The sequence below is a fragment of the Streptacidiphilus jeojiensis genome, assembly GCF_042510965.1.
GTDB lineage: Bacteria > Actinomycetota > Actinomycetes > Streptomycetales > Streptomycetaceae > Streptacidiphilus > Streptacidiphilus jeojiensis.
On sequence record NZ_JBEUKS010000006.1, the window covers coordinates 156,973 to 172,618 of the forward strand.

The window sequence follows — 15,646 nt, forward strand, 5'->3', positions numbered from 1 at the left end:
AGGCCCACGCCGGTCAGTGCACCGCCGGGGTGGGTGGGGCGGCAGCTGTGGGTGGCTTACATGGCGGGTTCGTTGCCGCCCTCCGCCGTCCGTGGCTTGTTGCTGTTGCTCGCTTCGCTCGCGGCGACAGGGGCGGGGAGGGGTGCGGGGTCTCGCCGTTGCCGGGTGGCGGGCGGTCAGTGGTGGGGCTGCAGAAACGATTCGCCAGATAGGTGCCCTCTACACTTTGGGTCAATCTTCGGACATTGGGTCACTTGATCTACATGAATGCCCGGATATATCCGACATCTCCGTACGACGAGTGACCCGATGTACGAGAAGTGACCCCAGTTCAGGCAACTCGACCCGCCGCACGCCCCCTGCCCCGCCCCCACGCCCCCGCCACGGGCCTACGGTGCCCAACCAGGACGGCCCCTCCCGCAGTTGGCCAGCGATCGTAGCGAGCAACAGCAACAGCAACAAGCCACGGACGGCGGAGGGCGGCAACGAACCCGCCATGTAAGCCACTCACAGTTGCCGTAAGCAACCCGCTACGGCATCGCCTCATTCGTCAACTTGATGGGGTGACATTTCCCCCTTGTGGGTGATGGTGGGGTTGGGGGTGGTGGGGGAGAATGGGGTTATGGACGCCCTGGTCTTCGGGGGCGAGGCGATGGTTGACGCGGCGTCCGGTGCTGGCCCTTGGGTCGGCCGGGTGGTGTCGTCCCCTCCCTCCTCCTCCGCGCAACCCTCCTCCTTGTCGGCCCACACGGTGGGTGGCGGTGAGGCGATCGAGGCTGCGACCGGGCTGGACTGGTCGACCGGCTGGCGGGAGCAGGTCGCCGAGGAGGGCGCCGGGGTGTCCGGGCGCAACGGTGGCGTGGGCGGGATGCTCACCGACGCCTCAGGGTGCTCGGTGCGGGCCGGTACGCCGGTGTCCTCGCGTACCGCCGTCCTGCCCGATCCGCTGCGCTCGGTGCCGGGCCGGCCGCAGGCGATGCTGGCGGCGCTGGCCGGGCAGGACCAGGAGGCCCTGTGTGCCACCGGCGCGCTGGCCCTGGGCGAGCAGGTGCTGGCCCTGCTGCGGCTGGGCGAGATGCTGGAGGCCGAACTGCTGCGGCGGGTGGCGGTCTTCGACGCCATGGACGGCGCCACCGTGCTGCGTTCACGTTCCACCGGCGGCTTCCTGGCCACCCACGGCCAACTCGCCAGCGCAGCGGCGCGGCGCTTGACGGCACGGGCCGGTCAGCTGGCCGCGGTGCCCGCGGTCCGCACCGCGCAGGCCGCCGGGACGCTGAGCGCCGACCAGGCGCAGGTGATCGCCCGTCATCTGGCGCCGGTGGACGATGTCCAGGCCCGCGGCCAGGCCGAGGAACTGCTGCTGACCCACGCCCCGCACCTGCACCTGTCCCAGCTGACGCGCGCCGCTGAGGAGGTACGGGTGCGGCTGGTGGCCGAGGAGGAACCGCCCCAGGACGAAGCCCCTGCCGTGTTCCAGTCCTGGGTGAAACTCTCGGCCACCGGAACCACCGACCGCCCGTTCTGGGTCCTGTCCGGCGAACTGGAGGCCCTGGCCGGGGAGCGGCTGCGGACCGCCCTGGAGGCCGCCGCCGGCCCACCGAAGACCGAGGACCCGCGCACCGGTGCCCAGCGCCTGGGTGATGCGCTGGCCACCGTGGCCGCGCTGGCCCTGAACGCCGGCACGCTACCGGTCACCGGCGGCACCCGCCCCCACCTGACCCTGATCGCCGACCTGGACACCCTCACCACCCCCCACCCACACCACCATCACGACGGACCGGTCCAGGACCCGCTCCCCGCCCCGGAGCACCCCGGTGACCCGCTGGCCGGACTGCTGGCCCCGCCGCACGGCGCCTTCACCACCCGCGGACTGCGCCTGGACACCGCCACCGCACGCCAACTGGCCTGCGACTGCACCCTGCGCGTACTGCTGACCCGCGGCCAGGGCCGACCGCTGTCCATCGGCCGGGCCTCGCGCACCATCCCCCCGCACATCCGCGACGCGGTCACCGCCCGCGACCGGCACTGCATCTGGCCCGGCTGCCAGCGGCCACCCTCCTGGTGCGAGGGCCACCACGCCATCCACTGGGCCGACGGCGGACCCACCTCCGTCGACAACATCACCCTGCTCTGCCCCGAACACCACCACGACCTGCACACCACCGGCTGGAACCTCACCCAACAACCCAACGGCCACTACACCGCCACCCCACCCCCCAACACCCCCACCCCACCCAACACCCGGATCCCCCCACTGCCCACCCGGCACAGACAATCCACCGCCGCCGCCTAAACAGCCCGATTCTGGAAGCTGGAGCAGTGTGCCTTGCCGCTACCGGCAGGCCGCTCGCTGGCGGGCGTGCTCGTGCCAGTAGGCCGCTGTCTCGCTGGTCTGCTTCAGCACTCGGGCCGGTTCGAGTGGGCTGGGCCAGAACTGGAGCAGGTACCGGTCCAGTTGCGGCACTCCGGCCGGTCTGTTGTCGGCGATTCTGGCCCGGTCCATTCCGATGGCGCAGTAGCGAACGCGGTAGTCGACCTCTGCGAGATCGAGATCCCAGCGTGCTTCGCCTGCCCACTGCAGCAGTTGCGTCCTCGGCGATGACGGAGTGAACCCGACTTCGACTATCTCCTCCCAGGCCTCGTCGACCGGCGGGCGATCCTGGTGAAGCTCGACGGTGAACCCGACGTCGCCGGTATGAAGTCCGATAGTCAGCCACAGGGCTCCTGCCTGTGCACCGCCGCAGAGCCCGGCGGCCTGGCCCGCGAACGCCTCCTCAAGTCCTGGAGTGAACCTGTCCTGGTCGCTTTCGACGTAGAGCTGGTGGTAGTGCACAGACACCTCACCATCGACCAGTACGCGCATTGCGAATGCCGCATTCCGAATCCCGAGTTGATTGGGTACCAAGCATGGCGGGGAGCACTGACATCACCAGCCGGTCGGATGTTCAGCCGCTCACTGCTTTCGGTCGCCTTCATCGACTTCGACACCGCCCATCCGGTTCGCGAGTCTGGGACGCGGCGTACACCGCGGGGGCACGCAGCGGCAGGCCATCCTGCCTTCTCCTGCCATGTCGCGGAGGGCCACGATCGTCGCTACCTCACCGACGCCCGCTGGAACGAGTCCACGTTCGGGTGACGGGCGTCCCGCCCCGGGAGCAGGGCGGCTGGTAGGAGGCCGAGGGCGGTCAGGGCGGAGAGGGTGAGGAGGGTGGGGGTGAGGGCGGTCAGGCCGGCGGCTATGGCGATGCCGAGGGTGGGGCCGAGGTTGTTGGCGGTCTGTTTGAGGCCGCCGACCACTCCGGCGTAGCCGGGTGGGGCGTCGCCGACGACGGTGCCGGTGGCGGTGACCATCACCGTGGTGAAGCCGGCGCCGAGCAGTGCGAAGCAGACGCTGGTGAGCAGCCAGGGACTGGTCGGGCTCTGCCGGGACAGCGCCGCGATTCCGACGGCGACGAGACCGATGCCGCCGATCGCGGTGCGGCGTGGCCCCTGACGGCGGAGTACCGCCGTGGCGAGCGGCGCGCCGGGGATCATCAGCGCGGTCATCGGGATTCCCCACACCACGCTGACCAGGGGGCTCAGCCCGCGGACGTCCTGGAGGAAGAACGTGGTCGCGAACAGGGCCCCGAACAGGCCGCAACTGGTGGTCAGCAGCATCGCCATCGAGGCCGTCACCGGGACGGACCGGGCCACCGCACGTGGCACGATGGGATGTTCCGCACGGCGTTCGTGCCGGACGAACCCCGCCGTGAGCCCCGCAGCGGCGGTGAGTCCGAGAACGGTGCGGCCGGCGGTCCACCCGTACCCGGGCACTCCGGCGAGGGCATGCACCAGTACCGCGAGAGCTGTCGCGAGCAGGGCCGCGCCGGTCAGGTCTAGGCGGGTGGATTCGACGGGTGCCGGCATCGGCACCCGTACGGCGAGGGTGACCAGGGCGATCGCTACAGCGATCGGGATGTTGATCACGAACACCGTGCGCCAGCCCAGTTGGGTGACCAGGACACCGCCCAGCAGGGGGCCGGCCGCGGCGGCCAGTCCGATCGCGCTGGTACGGACGGCGACCGGGCCGGAGAGCCGGTCGGGCGGGTAGGCCAGCCGAAGCAGCGCGAGTGTCGCCGGTTGCAGCAGGGCGCCGCTCACTCCCTGAGCGATGCGCATCGCTGTCACCCAGCCGATGTCCGGTGAGAGCGCGACCCCGGCGGAGGCTGCGGCAAAGCCCAGCAGCCCGATCAACAGCAGCCGTTGGTGGCCGTACCGGTCGCCTAGGCGTCCGGCGATGACCAGCAGTGCGGCCACCGCCAGCAGATAGCCGGTGCTGGTCCACTGGACCTGGGCCACGCTCGCACCCAGGTCGCGCTGCAGGCTGGGCTGCGCCACGGTCAGGATGGTGCCGTCCAGGGCGACGATCATCGCTCCGCCGGTGCTGGCCAGCAGGGCCAGATGGCGCTGTGGGGTCACCTGTCGGCCGGGCCGAGGTGGGCGTCCAGGGCGGCGTTGATCAACAGGTCGAGTGAGTCAGGGTCAGTGCCCGATCCATCGGTGTCCAGGGCGAGTTGCAGGCTCTGCCAGGTCCAGAGCTGGGCGATGCCGTGGAGGTTGGACCAGAGCGCCGCGGCGGCCACGGCCGGGGGAGGGGCGGCCGGTCGATCAGCCTGCGCCTTCCCCTGTTCGGAGCGGTGACGGGCGATGAGGCCGACCACGAGTCGGAACTGGGGCAGCGACGACTCCCGCAACCCCGGCTTGTCCGAATCCCGCTGTCCGCCGCTGTCCAGCAGGTCATGACGGAACATCAGCTCGAACATGCCGCGCTGCCCCAGTGCGTAGCCGACGTAGGTCCGGGCGATCGCCTGCACCTGGTCGCGTGCGGATTCCAGTCCGGCGGTCGCGGCGGCGGAGCGGATGCCGAGTTCGGCGAAGCCGCGGCGGGCGATGGCCGACAGCAGGGAGTGGTGGGTCGGGAAGTAGCGGCGCGGAGCGCCGTGCGACACCCCCGCCCTGCGGGCGATCTCACGGAGCCCCAGCGCGGCGGTCCCCTCCGTGGTCACCAGCTCCACGCCGACGTCGATCAGCCGTTCCCGAAGCGATCCCTGATGGTCCATGGAGGTTGTCTACCACCGCTCCGTAGACACTGTCTACTTTCTGAGGGCGACTGCAAGCGCGCATGAAATTTTCGAAAGACGTTGAAATTGTTTGCACCCAAGGCTTGACCACCGCCCGTCAGCGGCGGGATCGTCATCTCGCGCAGCCGTCAAGTCCCCAGTGGCCACCGGGGTTGGACGGTCCATCAGGCGCCGTTCGCAGTGAGCTGCGGACGGGCCATTGCGCTTCGTGCGGGCCCGCATGACGACCTTCCCATCCACCCTCCTGGGAGAAGTCACGATGCAGTCGCAGTCATCGCGCAGATCCACGCGCAGATCCATGCCCATGGCACCACCCCCGGAAGGCGGCTCCCGCCGCAACCGCCGTCTCGGTTCGCGCTCGGGCGGCCTGCTGCTGGCCGGCGCCCTGCTCGCCGGCGGACTGCTGCCGGTGGCGCTGGGCGGAGCCGCGCATGCCAGCAGCAGCAACGGCGGTGACGTGATCGCCAACCTCTTCGAGTGGAACTGGACCTCGGTCGCCTCCGAGTGCACCAATGTCCTCGGCCCCAAGGGCTACGGCGCGGTGCAGGTGTCCCCGCCGCAGGACTCCATCCGGCTCTCGGGCAGCACCCACGCCTGGTGGGACGTCTACCAGCCGGTCGGCTACGACCTCAACAGCCGGATGGGCACCGCGGCGCAGTTCCAGGCGATGGTAACGGCCTGTCACAACGCGGGCGTCAAGGTCTACACGGACGCGGTCATCAACCACATGTCCGGCACCGACCAGACCAGCACCGACTCCTACGGCGGCGACAGCTTCAACGTGTCGTCGCGCAGCTACAGCGAGGTCCCCTACACCTCCGCCGACTTCCACAGCTACCCGACCAACTGCCCCAACTCCGACCTGTCGATCAGTGACTGGAACAGCCAGACCCAGGTCCAGGAGTGCGACCTGGAGAACCTGGCCGACCTCTACACGGAGACGGACGACGTCCGCGCCAAGATCGCGGCCTACCTCAACACGCTGATAGCGGACGGGGTCGACGGCTTCCGGGTCGACTCCGCCAAGCACATCGCCCAGGCCGACATGGCCAACATCGAGTCCCGGCTGAACAACACGCTGTGGGGCGCGCGGCCGTTCGTGCTGCAGGAGGTGTATCCGGGCAGCAGCGGCAATCTGGCGCCCGCGGCCTTCGAGAGCAACGGCAGCCTGATCGGCTTCGACTACGCGTACGACATGAAGAGCCAGTTCCAGGGCAGCATCGCCAACCTCAAGACCTTCGGCAGCACCTGGGGCCTGCTGCCGAGCGCGTACGACGGCGCCATGGTCACCAACCACGACACCGAGCGCAACGGCAGCACCCTGAACTACAAGAACGGCACCCAGTACACCCTGGCCACCGAGTTCATGCTGGCCTGGGGCTACGGCACCCCCTCGGTCTACTCGGGCTTCTCCTTCAGCAGCTCGGACGACTCCCCGCCGGCCGACTCCAACGGCTTCGTCACCAACACCGACTGCTCCTCCAGCGCCTGGGTCTGCACCGACCGCAACACCGGCATCGCCAACATGGTCGGCTGGCACAACGCGGCCGGCACGGCGGCCGTCGCCAACTGGTACGACGACGGCTCCAACCTGATCGCCTTCTCCCGCGGCTCCAAGGCCTGGATCGCGATCAACAACGAGAGCACCACGCAGACCAAGACCTTCGCCACCGGTCTGGCCGCGGGTACCTACTGCGACATCATCCACGGCGACTACACCGCCTCGACCGGCGCCTGCTCCGGACCGACGGTGGCCGTCGACAGCTCCGGCAACGCGACGGTGTCCATCGCGGCCGGCGACTCGGTGGCGCTGTACGCGACCACCACCGGTACCAGCACGCCGACCGCTTCGGCGAGTGCCAGCGCGAGTGCCAGCGCCTCGGCGAGTGCCAGCGCGACGGCCACGGCCACCCCCACCTCGACCAGCACCAGCACCAGCAGCTCGACCGTGAACGAGACCTTCACCGTCAGCGGCGCCCCGAGCAGTGCTCCGCTCTACCTCGTCGGCTCCACCAGTGAGTTGGGCAGCTGGGCCCCGGGCAGTGCGATACCGATGACCCAGTCGGGATCGACCTGGACGGTCACCGTCGCCCTGCCGAAGTCCACCGCGATCCAGTACAAGTACATCGCCAAGGACTCGGCGGGCAACGTCACCTGGGAGCCCGGCTCCAACCACAGTGCGACCACCGGTTCGGGCGCCAGCGCCACCCTCACCGACACCTTCAACGGCTCCAGCACCACCGTGGCGGAGACCTTCAACGACACCGCCACCACCTGGTACGGCCAGAACGTCTACGTGGTCGGTTCGATCGCGGCGCTGGGCGGCTGGAACACCGCCAACGCGGTCGCCCTCTCCTCCGCCAACTACCCGACCTGGTCGGCGACGGTGAACCTGCCGTCCAACACCGCCTTCGAGTACAAGTTCATCAAGAAGGACCCGGACGGCACCGTCACCTGGGAGTCCGGCGCCAACCACACGGCGACCACGGGCACCTCGGCGGCCACCCTCAGCAACACCTGGGGGGCCAACGCCACCAGCTCGGTGGGTGTCGTCTTCGACGAGACCAAGTCCACCGTGACCGGCCAGAACGTCTACGTTGTCGGCAGCATCGGCGGGCTCGGCTACTGGGACCCCAACAGCGCGATCCTGCTGTCCTCCAGCAGCTACCCGGTCTGGTCGAAGACCATCAGCATCACGCCGAACACGTACTTCGAGTACAAGTACATCGTCAAGGACGCCGCCGGGAACGTGACCTGGGAGTCGGGCGCCAACCGCAGCTACACCACCGGCAGTTCGGGCACCGTGACGCTGTCGGACACCTGGAAGTAATACCGACCGCTGGACGCACGGGCTGAGGGCCCGACACCGAGACCGGTGTCGGACCCTCTCGTGCCGGGCGGACCGTCGGACCGTCAGACCGCGTCCGGGCCCTGCTCGCCGGTGCGCACCCGGACCGCCGTCTCGACCGGCACGCTCCACACCTTGCCGTCGCCGACCTTCCCGGTCCGCGCGGCCGCGACGATCGCGTCCATCACCGCGTCCGCCTCGGCGTCCTCGACCAGGACCTCGATCCGCACCTTGGGCACCAGGTCGATGCGGTACTCGGCGCCCCGGTAGACCTCGGTGTGGCCGCGCTGGCGCCCGTATCCGCTGGCCTCGGTCACCGTGAGACCGCGTACGCCGACCTCGTTCAGCGCCGTCTTCACCTCGTCCAGTCGGAACGGCTTGATGACGGCGGTGATCAGCTTCATGGGGTGTGGATCTCTCTGTGGTGGCTTGCGGGTCCAGCGAGGGCGCCCTGGTGGATGACGCCGTGATCGTATGCGGTCTCCGCGTGTTCGGCGAGGTCCAGGCCGGAGAGCTCGTGCTCGGCGGGGGCGCGGAAGCCGAGCACCCGGTCGATCAGCTTGCCGATGCCGTAGCTGGCGGTGAACGCGTAGGCCCCGGTGGCCAGTACCGCGACGGCCTGCCGCCAGAGCTGGTCCAGGCCGCCGCCGTGCAGCAGCCCCTCGGCGCCGCCGGTCATCACGCTGGTGGCGAAGACCCCGATCAGCACCGTCCCGGCGATGCCGGCGACCAGGTGAACGCCGACGACGTCCAGCGAGTCGTCGTAGCCGAAGCGGAACTTCCAGGACACCGCGTAGGAGCAGAGCACGCCCGCGACCGCTCCGATCACCAGGGCCCCGAGCAGGTCCACCGATCCGCAGGACGGGGTGATGGCGACCATGCCGGCCACCGCCCCCGAGGCGGCGCCGAGGGTGGTGGCGTGACCGTCCCTCAGCTTCTCGGTCAGCAGCCAGCCCAGCAGTCCGGTGCAGGCGGCCGCCTGGGTGTTCAGCAGTGCGGCCGCGGCCAGGCCGTTGGCGCCGAGTGCGGAGCCGGCGTTGAAGCCGAACCAGCCGAACCAGAGCAGCCCGGCGCCCAGCAGCACCAGCGGCAGGTTGTGCGGACGCATCGCCTCCCGGCGGAAGCCCAGGCGCGGGCCCAGGACCAGGGCCAGGGCCAGTCCGGAGGCGCCGGAGTTCACCTCGACCACCGTGCCGCCGGCGAAGTCCAGGGCGTGCAGCTGTGCGTTGATCCAGCCGCCGGGCGCGAACACCCAGTGCGCCACCGGGACGTACACCACCAGCGTCCAGACCAGGACGAAGACCACCCAGGCCGCGAACCTGGCCCGGTCCGCGACGGCGCCGCTGATCAGCGCGGCGGTGATGATCGCGAAGGTCAGCTGGAAGGTCGCGTAGAGCAGGGTGGGGACGCTGCCGGTGAGCGAGGACGGGGTGATCCCGGCCATCCCCAGGTGGTCCAGGCTGCCGATCAGACCGAGCCCGCCGAGGTCGCGTCCGAAGGCCAGGCTGTAGCCGGCCAGCAGCCACACCACGGTGACCAGGGCGATCGAGACGAAGCTCATCATCAGCATGTTGAGCACGCTCTTGGTGCGCACCATGCCGCCGTAGAAGAGGGCGAGCCCCGGGGTCATCAGCAGCACCAGCGCGGTGGCGACGAGCAGCCAGGCGGTGTCGCCGGCGTCGAGGGCGGGAGGGGCGGCGGCGAGCAGGGCGGGGGTGGTCACGCTGGCGATGGTTGCCGGGGCAGATTTCCGGTTGCGTACGGGTGTGTTTCGCCGGCGTTTCGCATTGCCGGGAGATGTCCTGAAGGCTTCCGCACCGTTTCGGTTTCCTCACCGATCCCGCGCTTTCCGGCACGGGTGGGCCGGATGGCGGCGCCTGCGCCGCGGGTGGGTCACCCGGACGCGTGAACCCCCGGCGCCGTGGCGGTGCCGGGGGTTCACGCGTCGCCCGCGGGCGCGGGGTGGTGCGGGGCGGTTCAGCCCCAGTTGGCGCACTCGTTGCCGAAGGCCGGGTTGAGCACGCCGATGACGTTGACGCTGTCACCGCAGACGTTCACCGGGACGTGCACCGGAACCTGGATCAGGTTGCCGGAGCCGACGCCGGGGGAGCCGACAGCGGCGCCCGCCGCCGTGCTGGAGGCGGAGGCGACACCCGCGCCGGCGGCGAGCAGACCGAGAGCGGCGGCGGCGACGAAGGTGCTGCGCTGGTGGTTCACGATGGGACCCTTTCGAGCGACGGAGACTGAGCGAGCCGATCGGGACACGAGGCTCTGCACCTCCAACGCCGCGCCCGCCCGCCGGGCAACGCCGGGAGGCCGGGCATCACCCGAACGCGTGGCGCGACCGCTCGCGGTCCGACCGCCGCCGATCGCGGGCGCGGCCGGATCGGGGCACCATGAAGCTCCGGTGGAGGCGTGCTTAAGAAAGCCTCGATGGACCTGCGGCGGGGCGGGCGGGCAGGGTTTGTCAGCGTCGGCCGCACTCGCCGCCGGCGTACGTCGTCGCGCCTCAGGAGGCTCCCGCCGTGAAAGCACTGGTAAAGGCGAAGGCGGAGCCGGGGCTGTGGCTGATGGACGTGCCGGAGCCCGAGGTCGGCCCCGGCGAGGTGCTGATCAAGGTGCTGCGCACCGGTATCTGCGGGACCGACCTGCACATCCGTGCCTATGACGGCTGGGCGCAGCAGGCCGTGCGGACCCCGCTGGTGCTGGGCCACGAGTTCGTCGGCGAGGTCGTCGAGGTGGCCCCCGGGGTCGCCGACGTCGCGCCGGGCGACCTGGTCAGCGGCGAGGGACATCTGGTCTGCGGCAAGTGCCGCAACTGCCTGGCCGGCCGGCGCCACCTGTGCCGCAGCACGGTGGGCCTGGGCATCGGCCGGGACGGCGCCTTCGCCGAGTACCTCACCCTGCCGGCCTCCAACGTCTGGGTGCACCGGGTCCCGGTGGACCTGGACGTCGCGGCGATCTTCGACCCGTTCGGCAACGCGGTGCACACCGCGCTGTCCTTCCCGCTGGTGGGCGAGGACGTGCTGATCACCGGGGCGGGCCCGATCGGCATCATGGCGGCGGCGGTGGCCCGGCACGCCGGGGCCCGCAAGGTGATGATCACCGACGTCAGCTCGTACCGGCTGGAGCTGGCCGAGAAGGTCGGCGTCAGCCTGGCCCTGGATGTGAGTACCGCCACCATCGAGGAGGGGCAGCGGCGGCTGGGGCTGCGCGAGGGCTTCGACGTCGGGCTGGAGATGTCCGGCCGCCCCGAGGCGCTGCGCGACATGATCGCCAACATGACCCACGGCGGGAAGATCGCCATGCTGGGGCTGCCGGCCGAGGAGTTCCCGGTCGACTTCGCCCGCATCGTCACCTCGATGATCACCCTCAAGGGCATCTACGGCCGGGAGATGTTCGAGACCTGGTACGCCATGTCGGTGCTGCTGGAGGGCGGGCTCGACCTCAGCCCGGTGATCACCGGCCGCTACGGCTACCAGGACTTCGACGCCGCCTTCGACGACGCGGCCGGCGGACGCTGCGGCAAGGTCATCCTCGACTGGACCGCGTGACCTGACCGCATTTCCCCGGCAACCCTCCGTACCCAGATCCAAGGAGTGACCCAGAATGCTCGACTCGGTCCGCGCGGACCTCCGCGCCACCCTCGACGAGATCCGCTCCGCGGGGCTGCACAAGCCCGAGCGGGTCATCGGGACCCCGCAGAGCGCGTCGGTCGACGTCACCGCGGGCGGGCGCCCCGGCGAGGTGCTGAACTTCTGCGCCAACAACTACCTGGGTCTGGCCGACAACCCCGAGGTGGTGGCCGCGGCCAAGCAGGCGCTGGACCGCTGGGGCTACGGCATGGCCTCGGTCCGCTTCATCTGCGGCACCCAGGAGGTGCACAAGGAACTGGAGGCCCGGCTGTCGCGCTTCCTGGGCATGGAGGACACCATCCTCTACAGCTCCTGCTTCGACGCCAACGGCGGCGTCTTCGAGACCCTGCTGGACGAGCGCGACGCGGTGATCTCCGACGCGCTCAACCACGCCAGCATCATCGACGGCATCCGGCTCTCCAAGGCCCGCCGCTTCCGCTACGCCAACCGCGACATGGCCGACCTGGAGCAGCAGCTGAAGGAGGCCGGGGACGCCCGCCGCAAGCTGGTCGTCACCGACGGCGTCTTCTCCATGGACGGCTACGTGGCGCCGCTGGAGCAGATCTGCGACCTGGCGGAGCGCTACGGCGCCATGGTGATGGTGGACGACTCGCACGCGGTCGGCTTCGTCGGCCCCGGCGGGCGCGGCACCCACGAGCTGCACGGGGTGATGGACCGGGTGGACATCCTCACCGGCACCCTGGGCAAGGCCCTCGGCGGCGCCTCCGGCGGCTATGTCGCCGCCCGCGCCGAGATCGTGGCGCTGCTGCGGCAGCGCTCCCGGCCCTACCTGTTCTCCAACTCGCTGGCCCCGGTGATCGCGGCCGCCTCGATCACCGTCCTGGACCTGCTGGAGGACGACAGCGCCGACGGGCTGGGCGCCGGGCTGCGGAGCCGGCTCTACGCCAACACCGAGCTGTTCCGCCGCCGGATGACCGAGGAGGGCTTCGAGATCCTGCCCGGCGACCACCCGATCGCCCCGGTCATGGTCGGCGACGCCGAGCAGGCCGGACGGATCGCCGAGCAGCTGCTGGAGCACGGCGTCTACGCGGTCGGCTTCTCCTACCCGGTGGTGCCGCACGGCAAGGCCCGGATCCGGGTCCAGCTGTCGGCCGCCCACTCGGCCGAGGACGTCGAGACCGCAGTGGGGGCATTCGTGGCAGCACGGGCATCCCTGGCAAAATGACCGGGTGATCGACACCCGGCGGCTGCGCACCCTGCGGGCCGTGGCGGACCACCGGACGGTGACCGCCGCGGCCGCCGCGCTGTATCTGACCCCGTCCGCCGTCTCCCAGCAGCTGGCCGCGCTGGAGCACGAGGTCGGCCACCAGCTGCTGGTGCGCGACGGCCGCGGGGTCCGGCTGACCGCCGCCGGGGAGATCCTGGTGGCGCACAGCAACACCGTGCTGGCCCAGCTGGAGCGGGCCGAGGCCGAGCTGGCCGCCTACAGCGCGGGCGACGCGGGCGAGGTGACCGTGGCGTCCTTCGCCACCGGTATCGCTGCGGTGGTGGCCCCGGCGATGACGGCGCTGGGGGTGTCCGACCCCGGCATCCGGATCCGGGTGCGCGACGCCGAGGGCGACGCCAGCCTGATGATGGTGCTGGACGGGCACGCGGACCTGGCGGTGGCCGTCGAGTACCGGGGGGCTCCGCGCGAGGACGACCAGCGGCTGTCCCGGGTCCCGCTCTACGCGGAACCGTTCGACGCGGTGCTGCCCCGAGGCCACCGGCTGGCCGGCGGCGAGCGGGTCGACGTCGCCGATCTCGCGGACGAGCCCTGGATCGGCCCCTACCCGGGCAACCCCTGCCATGAGGTGGTCATGCTGGCCTGCGAGTTCGCCGGCTTCCAGCCCCGGGTGACGCACTCCTCGGACGACTTCAGGGCTGTCGCCGCGCTGGCCGGGGCGGGGGCCGGGGTGGCTCTGGTGCCGCGTTCGGCGCTGCGCGGGGTGGACCTGCCGGAGGTGGTGGTGCTGCCGGTGGCCGGGGATCCGGCGACCCGGCGGGTCTTCGCCGCGGTCCGGCGCGGGGCGGAGCAGCATCCGCTGATCCGCCCGGTCCTGGACGCCCTGCGCTCGGCCGCCGACCGGGTCCGGCCGGCCGGACCGCTCGGTCCGTAGCGCGCGGTCCGTAGCGCTTGCCGCAGTCCGCAGGTGGCCTGATTCCGCCGGTGACGCCCGCACGCTCGCTACTGTGGAGCAAGGAGCTCGGCAGACGGGGGAGGGGTTCCATGAGGCGTGCTGTGCTGGTGCCTGTGCTGTTCGGAACGGTCCTGCTCGGAGGCGGCGTGCTCGTCGGCTGTTCCGACTCGGGGGACGTGGGCTGCGCGGGCGGCAGCTGCCATCTGACGTTGAAGGAGGGCGAGAGCCTCACCTTGAACGGCCAGAAGTTCACCATCGACCGGATCGACAACGACCACGTGACCTTCGACTCGCACGGTGTCAGTTTCGTGCTGAACAAGAACACCGACCTCGGCCTCGGCCGCTACCACCTGCACCTGGGCGGCATCAGCGGGGCCTCGGCCAGCGTCGACATGACCAAGTGACGGTGCGGCAGATCACCGTGCGATAGTGTCCGCCATGAACACGCTGACCGAGGACCAAGTCAACGAACGCGCGACCGGACGGCTCTTCGGGCTGTCCGACGGCGTGTTCGCGATCGCGATGACGCTGCTCGCCTTGGACCTGCGCGTTCCCGACGAGGGCGACCATCCGGCCGACCACGTCCTGATCCATGCACTGCTGCACGAGTGGCCGCACTACCTGGCGTTCCTGATCAGCTTCTATGTGATCGCCAGCTACTGGCGCCGCCACAACACCGAGATGCGCACCGTGCAGGCCACCCACCCGGCGCTGCTGGCACGCACCCTGCCGCTGCTGCTGGCGGTGTGCGCACTGCCCTTCGCCGCCGAACTGCTGGGCACCTACGGCGGACAGGACGGGATCGCGATCGCCGTCTACGCCGGGATCAACGTCCTGGCCGTGGTCTCGCTGCTGACGATCCGTCATGAGGCCCGGCGGCACCGGCTCTCCGCTGACGCCGGAACGACCGCGGACAGCCTGGAGCTCTGGTTCGACCTGGTTGCCCTGCTGCTGGCCGTCCCCGCGGGCTACCTCTTCCCCGGCCACGGAGTGCTGGTCCTGGTGGTCCTGCTGCTCGTCGGCGGCCGGGGCGGCTCCTACGCGACCCGCCGACGCGCCGCCCGGGAGGCGGCGCCCCGCCCCGTCTCCCCGCAGGACCCGGACGCCTGATCGGGACGCCTGATCCGGGCGCCTGATCCGGACGGAATTGGCCCAGCGGATCATGCCCCCATTGGCCCTGCTGGGCGGATCAATGGGTGGCTAACGTAGTTCCTGTCAGCAATTGCGACAGCTAACGCCTGAGATGTCGAGAGGAACCACGGTCATGACCCGAACCGAGACGCCCGCCAAGGTCGACTTCTACTTCGACGCCGCCTGCCCGTTCGCCTGGATCACCTCGCGGTGGATCCTGGAGGTGCGCGGGCTCAGGGAGTTGGAGCTCCGGTTCCGGCCGATGAGCCTGTACGTGCTCAACGAGGGCCGCGAGCTGCCGGACTGGTACCGGGAGCTGGTAGACAACTCGCTGGCGATGGCCCGGATCGTGACCGCCGCCGGGCAGGAGCACGGCGAGCAGGTGTACGAGGACCTCTACACCGCCCTAGGGACCAGGATCCACAAGGGCGGCGACAAGGACTACCGCGCGGTGGCCGCCGCGGCGCTGGCCGAGGTGGGGCTGCCGGCCGGGCTGCTCGCCGCGGCCGACAGCGACGCCTACGACGAGGAGCTGCGCCGCAGCCACCACCAGGGCATGGACCCGGTCGGCGAGGACGTCGGGACGCCCACCATCCACATCGACGGCGTGGCCTTCTTCGGTCCCGTGCTCAACTCCATCCCGCGCGGCGAGCAGGCGGCCAGGATCTTCGACGGGGCCCGGGCGCTGGCCGGTTTCCCGGACTTCTTCGAGCTGAAGCGCACCCGCACCGGCAGCCTGAACTTCGACTGACCGGCCGACCGGCCCTCGAC

The 15,646-nt window shown here is 70.6% G+C and carries 13 protein-coding genes and 1 pseudogene; 8 read left to right on the top strand and 6 right to left on the bottom strand.

The features are described 5' to 3' along the window. Window positions 1–622: 622 nt before the first annotated feature. Window positions 623–2,293, top strand: a complete 1,671-nt coding sequence (locus ABUW04_RS18305; protein WP_380565761.1) for an HNH endonuclease signature motif containing protein — start codon at window positions 623–625, stop codon at window positions 2,291–2,293. 39 nt (window positions 2,294–2,332) lie between these two features. Here ABUW04_RS18305 and ABUW04_RS18310 read toward each other — a convergent pair whose 3' ends face one another. The 3 genes from ABUW04_RS18310 to ABUW04_RS18320 all read right to left on the bottom strand — a co-directional run bounded on the left by ABUW04_RS18310 (window position 2,333) and on the right by ABUW04_RS18320 (window position 5,099). After that, window positions 2,333–2,863 carry a hypothetical protein gene (locus ABUW04_RS18310; RefSeq protein ID WP_380565762.1) on the bottom strand — a complete coding sequence of 177 codons (531 nt, stop codon included), beginning with the start codon at window positions 2,861–2,863 and terminating at the stop codon, window positions 2,333–2,335. 230 nt (window positions 2,864–3,093) lie between these two features. Beyond that, entirely contained in the window at window positions 3,094–4,410 is a 1,317-nt protein-coding gene (locus ABUW04_RS18315) for an MFS transporter (protein WP_380565991.1), read from the bottom strand. Between the two features lie 44 nt (window positions 4,411–4,454). Next, complete coding sequence (locus ABUW04_RS18320; RefSeq protein ID WP_380565763.1) at window positions 4,455–5,099, bottom strand: TetR/AcrR family transcriptional regulator; 645 nt, start codon at window positions 5,097–5,099, stop codon at window positions 4,455–4,457. Window positions 5,100–5,424: 325 nt separating this feature from the next. On the opposite strand from ABUW04_RS18320, the gene ABUW04_RS18325 reads away from it, so the two are divergent. Continuing rightward, window positions 5,425–7,950 (top strand): carbohydrate-binding module family 20 domain-containing protein, encoded by a 2,526-nt coding sequence (locus ABUW04_RS18325; RefSeq protein WP_380565764.1) that lies wholly within the window; start codon window positions 5,425–5,427, stop codon window positions 7,948–7,950. Between the two features lie 83 nt (window positions 7,951–8,033). Here the strand turns inward: ABUW04_RS18325 and ABUW04_RS18330 are convergent, their stop codons facing one another. The 3 genes and pseudogenes from ABUW04_RS18330 to ABUW04_RS18340 form a co-directional block, all read right to left on the bottom strand. After that, a complete protein-coding gene (locus ABUW04_RS18330) occupies window positions 8,034–8,372 on the bottom strand; it encodes a P-II family nitrogen regulator (protein ID WP_030251888.1) in 339 nt (112 codons plus the stop codon). Continuing rightward, window positions 8,369–9,691: an ammonium transporter gene (locus ABUW04_RS18335; protein ID WP_380565765.1), complete on the bottom strand. Its 1,323-nt coding sequence runs from the start codon at window positions 9,689–9,691 to the stop codon at window positions 8,369–8,371. The genes ABUW04_RS18330 and ABUW04_RS18335 overlap by 4 nt, the downstream gene beginning before the upstream one ends. A 263-nt stretch (window positions 9,692–9,954) precedes the next feature. Continuing rightward, window positions 9,955–10,188, bottom strand: a pseudogene (locus ABUW04_RS18340) (chaplin); the annotation flags it as partial. A gap of 305 nt (window positions 10,189–10,493) precedes the next feature. On the opposite strand from ABUW04_RS18340, the gene tdh reads away from it, so the two are divergent. The 6 genes from tdh to ABUW04_RS18370 all read left to right on the top strand — a co-directional run bounded on the left by tdh (window position 10,494) and on the right by ABUW04_RS18370 (window position 15,626). Continuing rightward, window positions 10,494–11,522, top strand: a complete 1,029-nt coding sequence (gene tdh, locus ABUW04_RS18345; RefSeq protein WP_380565766.1) for an L-threonine 3-dehydrogenase — start codon at window positions 10,494–10,496, stop codon at window positions 11,520–11,522. A gap of 55 nt (window positions 11,523–11,577) precedes the next feature. Beyond that, entirely contained in the window at window positions 11,578–12,789 is a 1,212-nt protein-coding gene (locus ABUW04_RS18350) for a glycine C-acetyltransferase (RefSeq protein WP_380565767.1), read from the top strand. Window positions 12,790–12,793: 4 nt separating this feature from the next. Next, complete coding sequence (locus ABUW04_RS18355; protein WP_030251900.1) at window positions 12,794–13,723, top strand: LysR family transcriptional regulator; 930 nt, start codon at window positions 12,794–12,796, stop codon at window positions 13,721–13,723. Window positions 13,724–13,833: 110 nt separating this feature from the next. Continuing rightward, a complete protein-coding gene (locus tag ABUW04_RS18360; RefSeq protein WP_380565768.1) occupies window positions 13,834–14,148 on the top strand; it encodes a hypothetical protein in 315 nt (104 codons plus the stop codon). A 34-nt stretch (window positions 14,149–14,182) separates the two neighbouring features. Beyond that, window positions 14,183–14,854, top strand: a complete 672-nt coding sequence (locus ABUW04_RS18365; RefSeq protein ID WP_380565769.1) for a TMEM175 family protein — start codon at window positions 14,183–14,185, stop codon at window positions 14,852–14,854. 154 nt (window positions 14,855–15,008) lie between these two features. Beyond that, complete coding sequence (locus ABUW04_RS18370) at window positions 15,009–15,626, top strand: mycothiol-dependent nitroreductase Rv2466c family protein (RefSeq protein ID WP_380565770.1); 618 nt, start codon at window positions 15,009–15,011, stop codon at window positions 15,624–15,626. The last annotated feature ends 20 nt before the right edge of the window (window positions 15,627–15,646 follow it).

What these genes read in the sequence shown, in the direction of transcription:
- ABUW04_RS18315 (WP_380565991.1), bottom strand. Translation starts at nt 4,410, where the DNA reads ATGATCGTCGCCCTGGACGGCACCATCCTGACCGTGGCGCAGCCCAGC.
- ABUW04_RS18360 (WP_380565768.1), top strand. Translation starts at nt 13,834, where the DNA reads ATGAGGCGTGCTGTGCTGGTGCCTGTGCTGTTCGGAACGGTCCTGCTC.
- ABUW04_RS18365 (WP_380565769.1), top strand. Translation starts at nt 14,183, where the DNA reads ATGAACACGCTGACCGAGGACCAAGTCAACGAACGCGCGACCGGACGG.
- ABUW04_RS18330 (WP_030251888.1), bottom strand. Translation starts at nt 8,372, where the DNA reads ATGAAGCTGATCACCGCCGTCATCAAGCCGTTCCGACTGGACGAGGTG.
- ABUW04_RS18370 (WP_380565770.1), top strand. Translation starts at nt 15,009, where the DNA reads ATGACCCGAACCGAGACGCCCGCCAAGGTCGACTTCTACTTCGACGCC.
- ABUW04_RS18350 (WP_380565767.1), top strand. Translation starts at nt 11,578, where the DNA reads ATGCTCGACTCGGTCCGCGCGGACCTCCGCGCCACCCTCGACGAGATC.
- ABUW04_RS18325 (WP_380565764.1), top strand. Translation starts at nt 5,425, where the DNA reads ATGGCACCACCCCCGGAAGGCGGCTCCCGCCGCAACCGCCGTCTCGGT.
- ABUW04_RS18305 (WP_380565761.1), top strand. Translation starts at nt 623, where the DNA reads ATGGACGCCCTGGTCTTCGGGGGCGAGGCGATGGTTGACGCGGCGTCC.
- ABUW04_RS18320 (WP_380565763.1), bottom strand. Translation starts at nt 5,099, where the DNA reads ATGGACCATCAGGGATCGCTTCGGGAACGGCTGATCGACGTCGGCGTG.
- ABUW04_RS18310 (WP_380565762.1), bottom strand. Translation starts at nt 2,863, where the DNA reads ATGCGCGTACTGGTCGATGGTGAGGTGTCTGTGCACTACCACCAGCTC.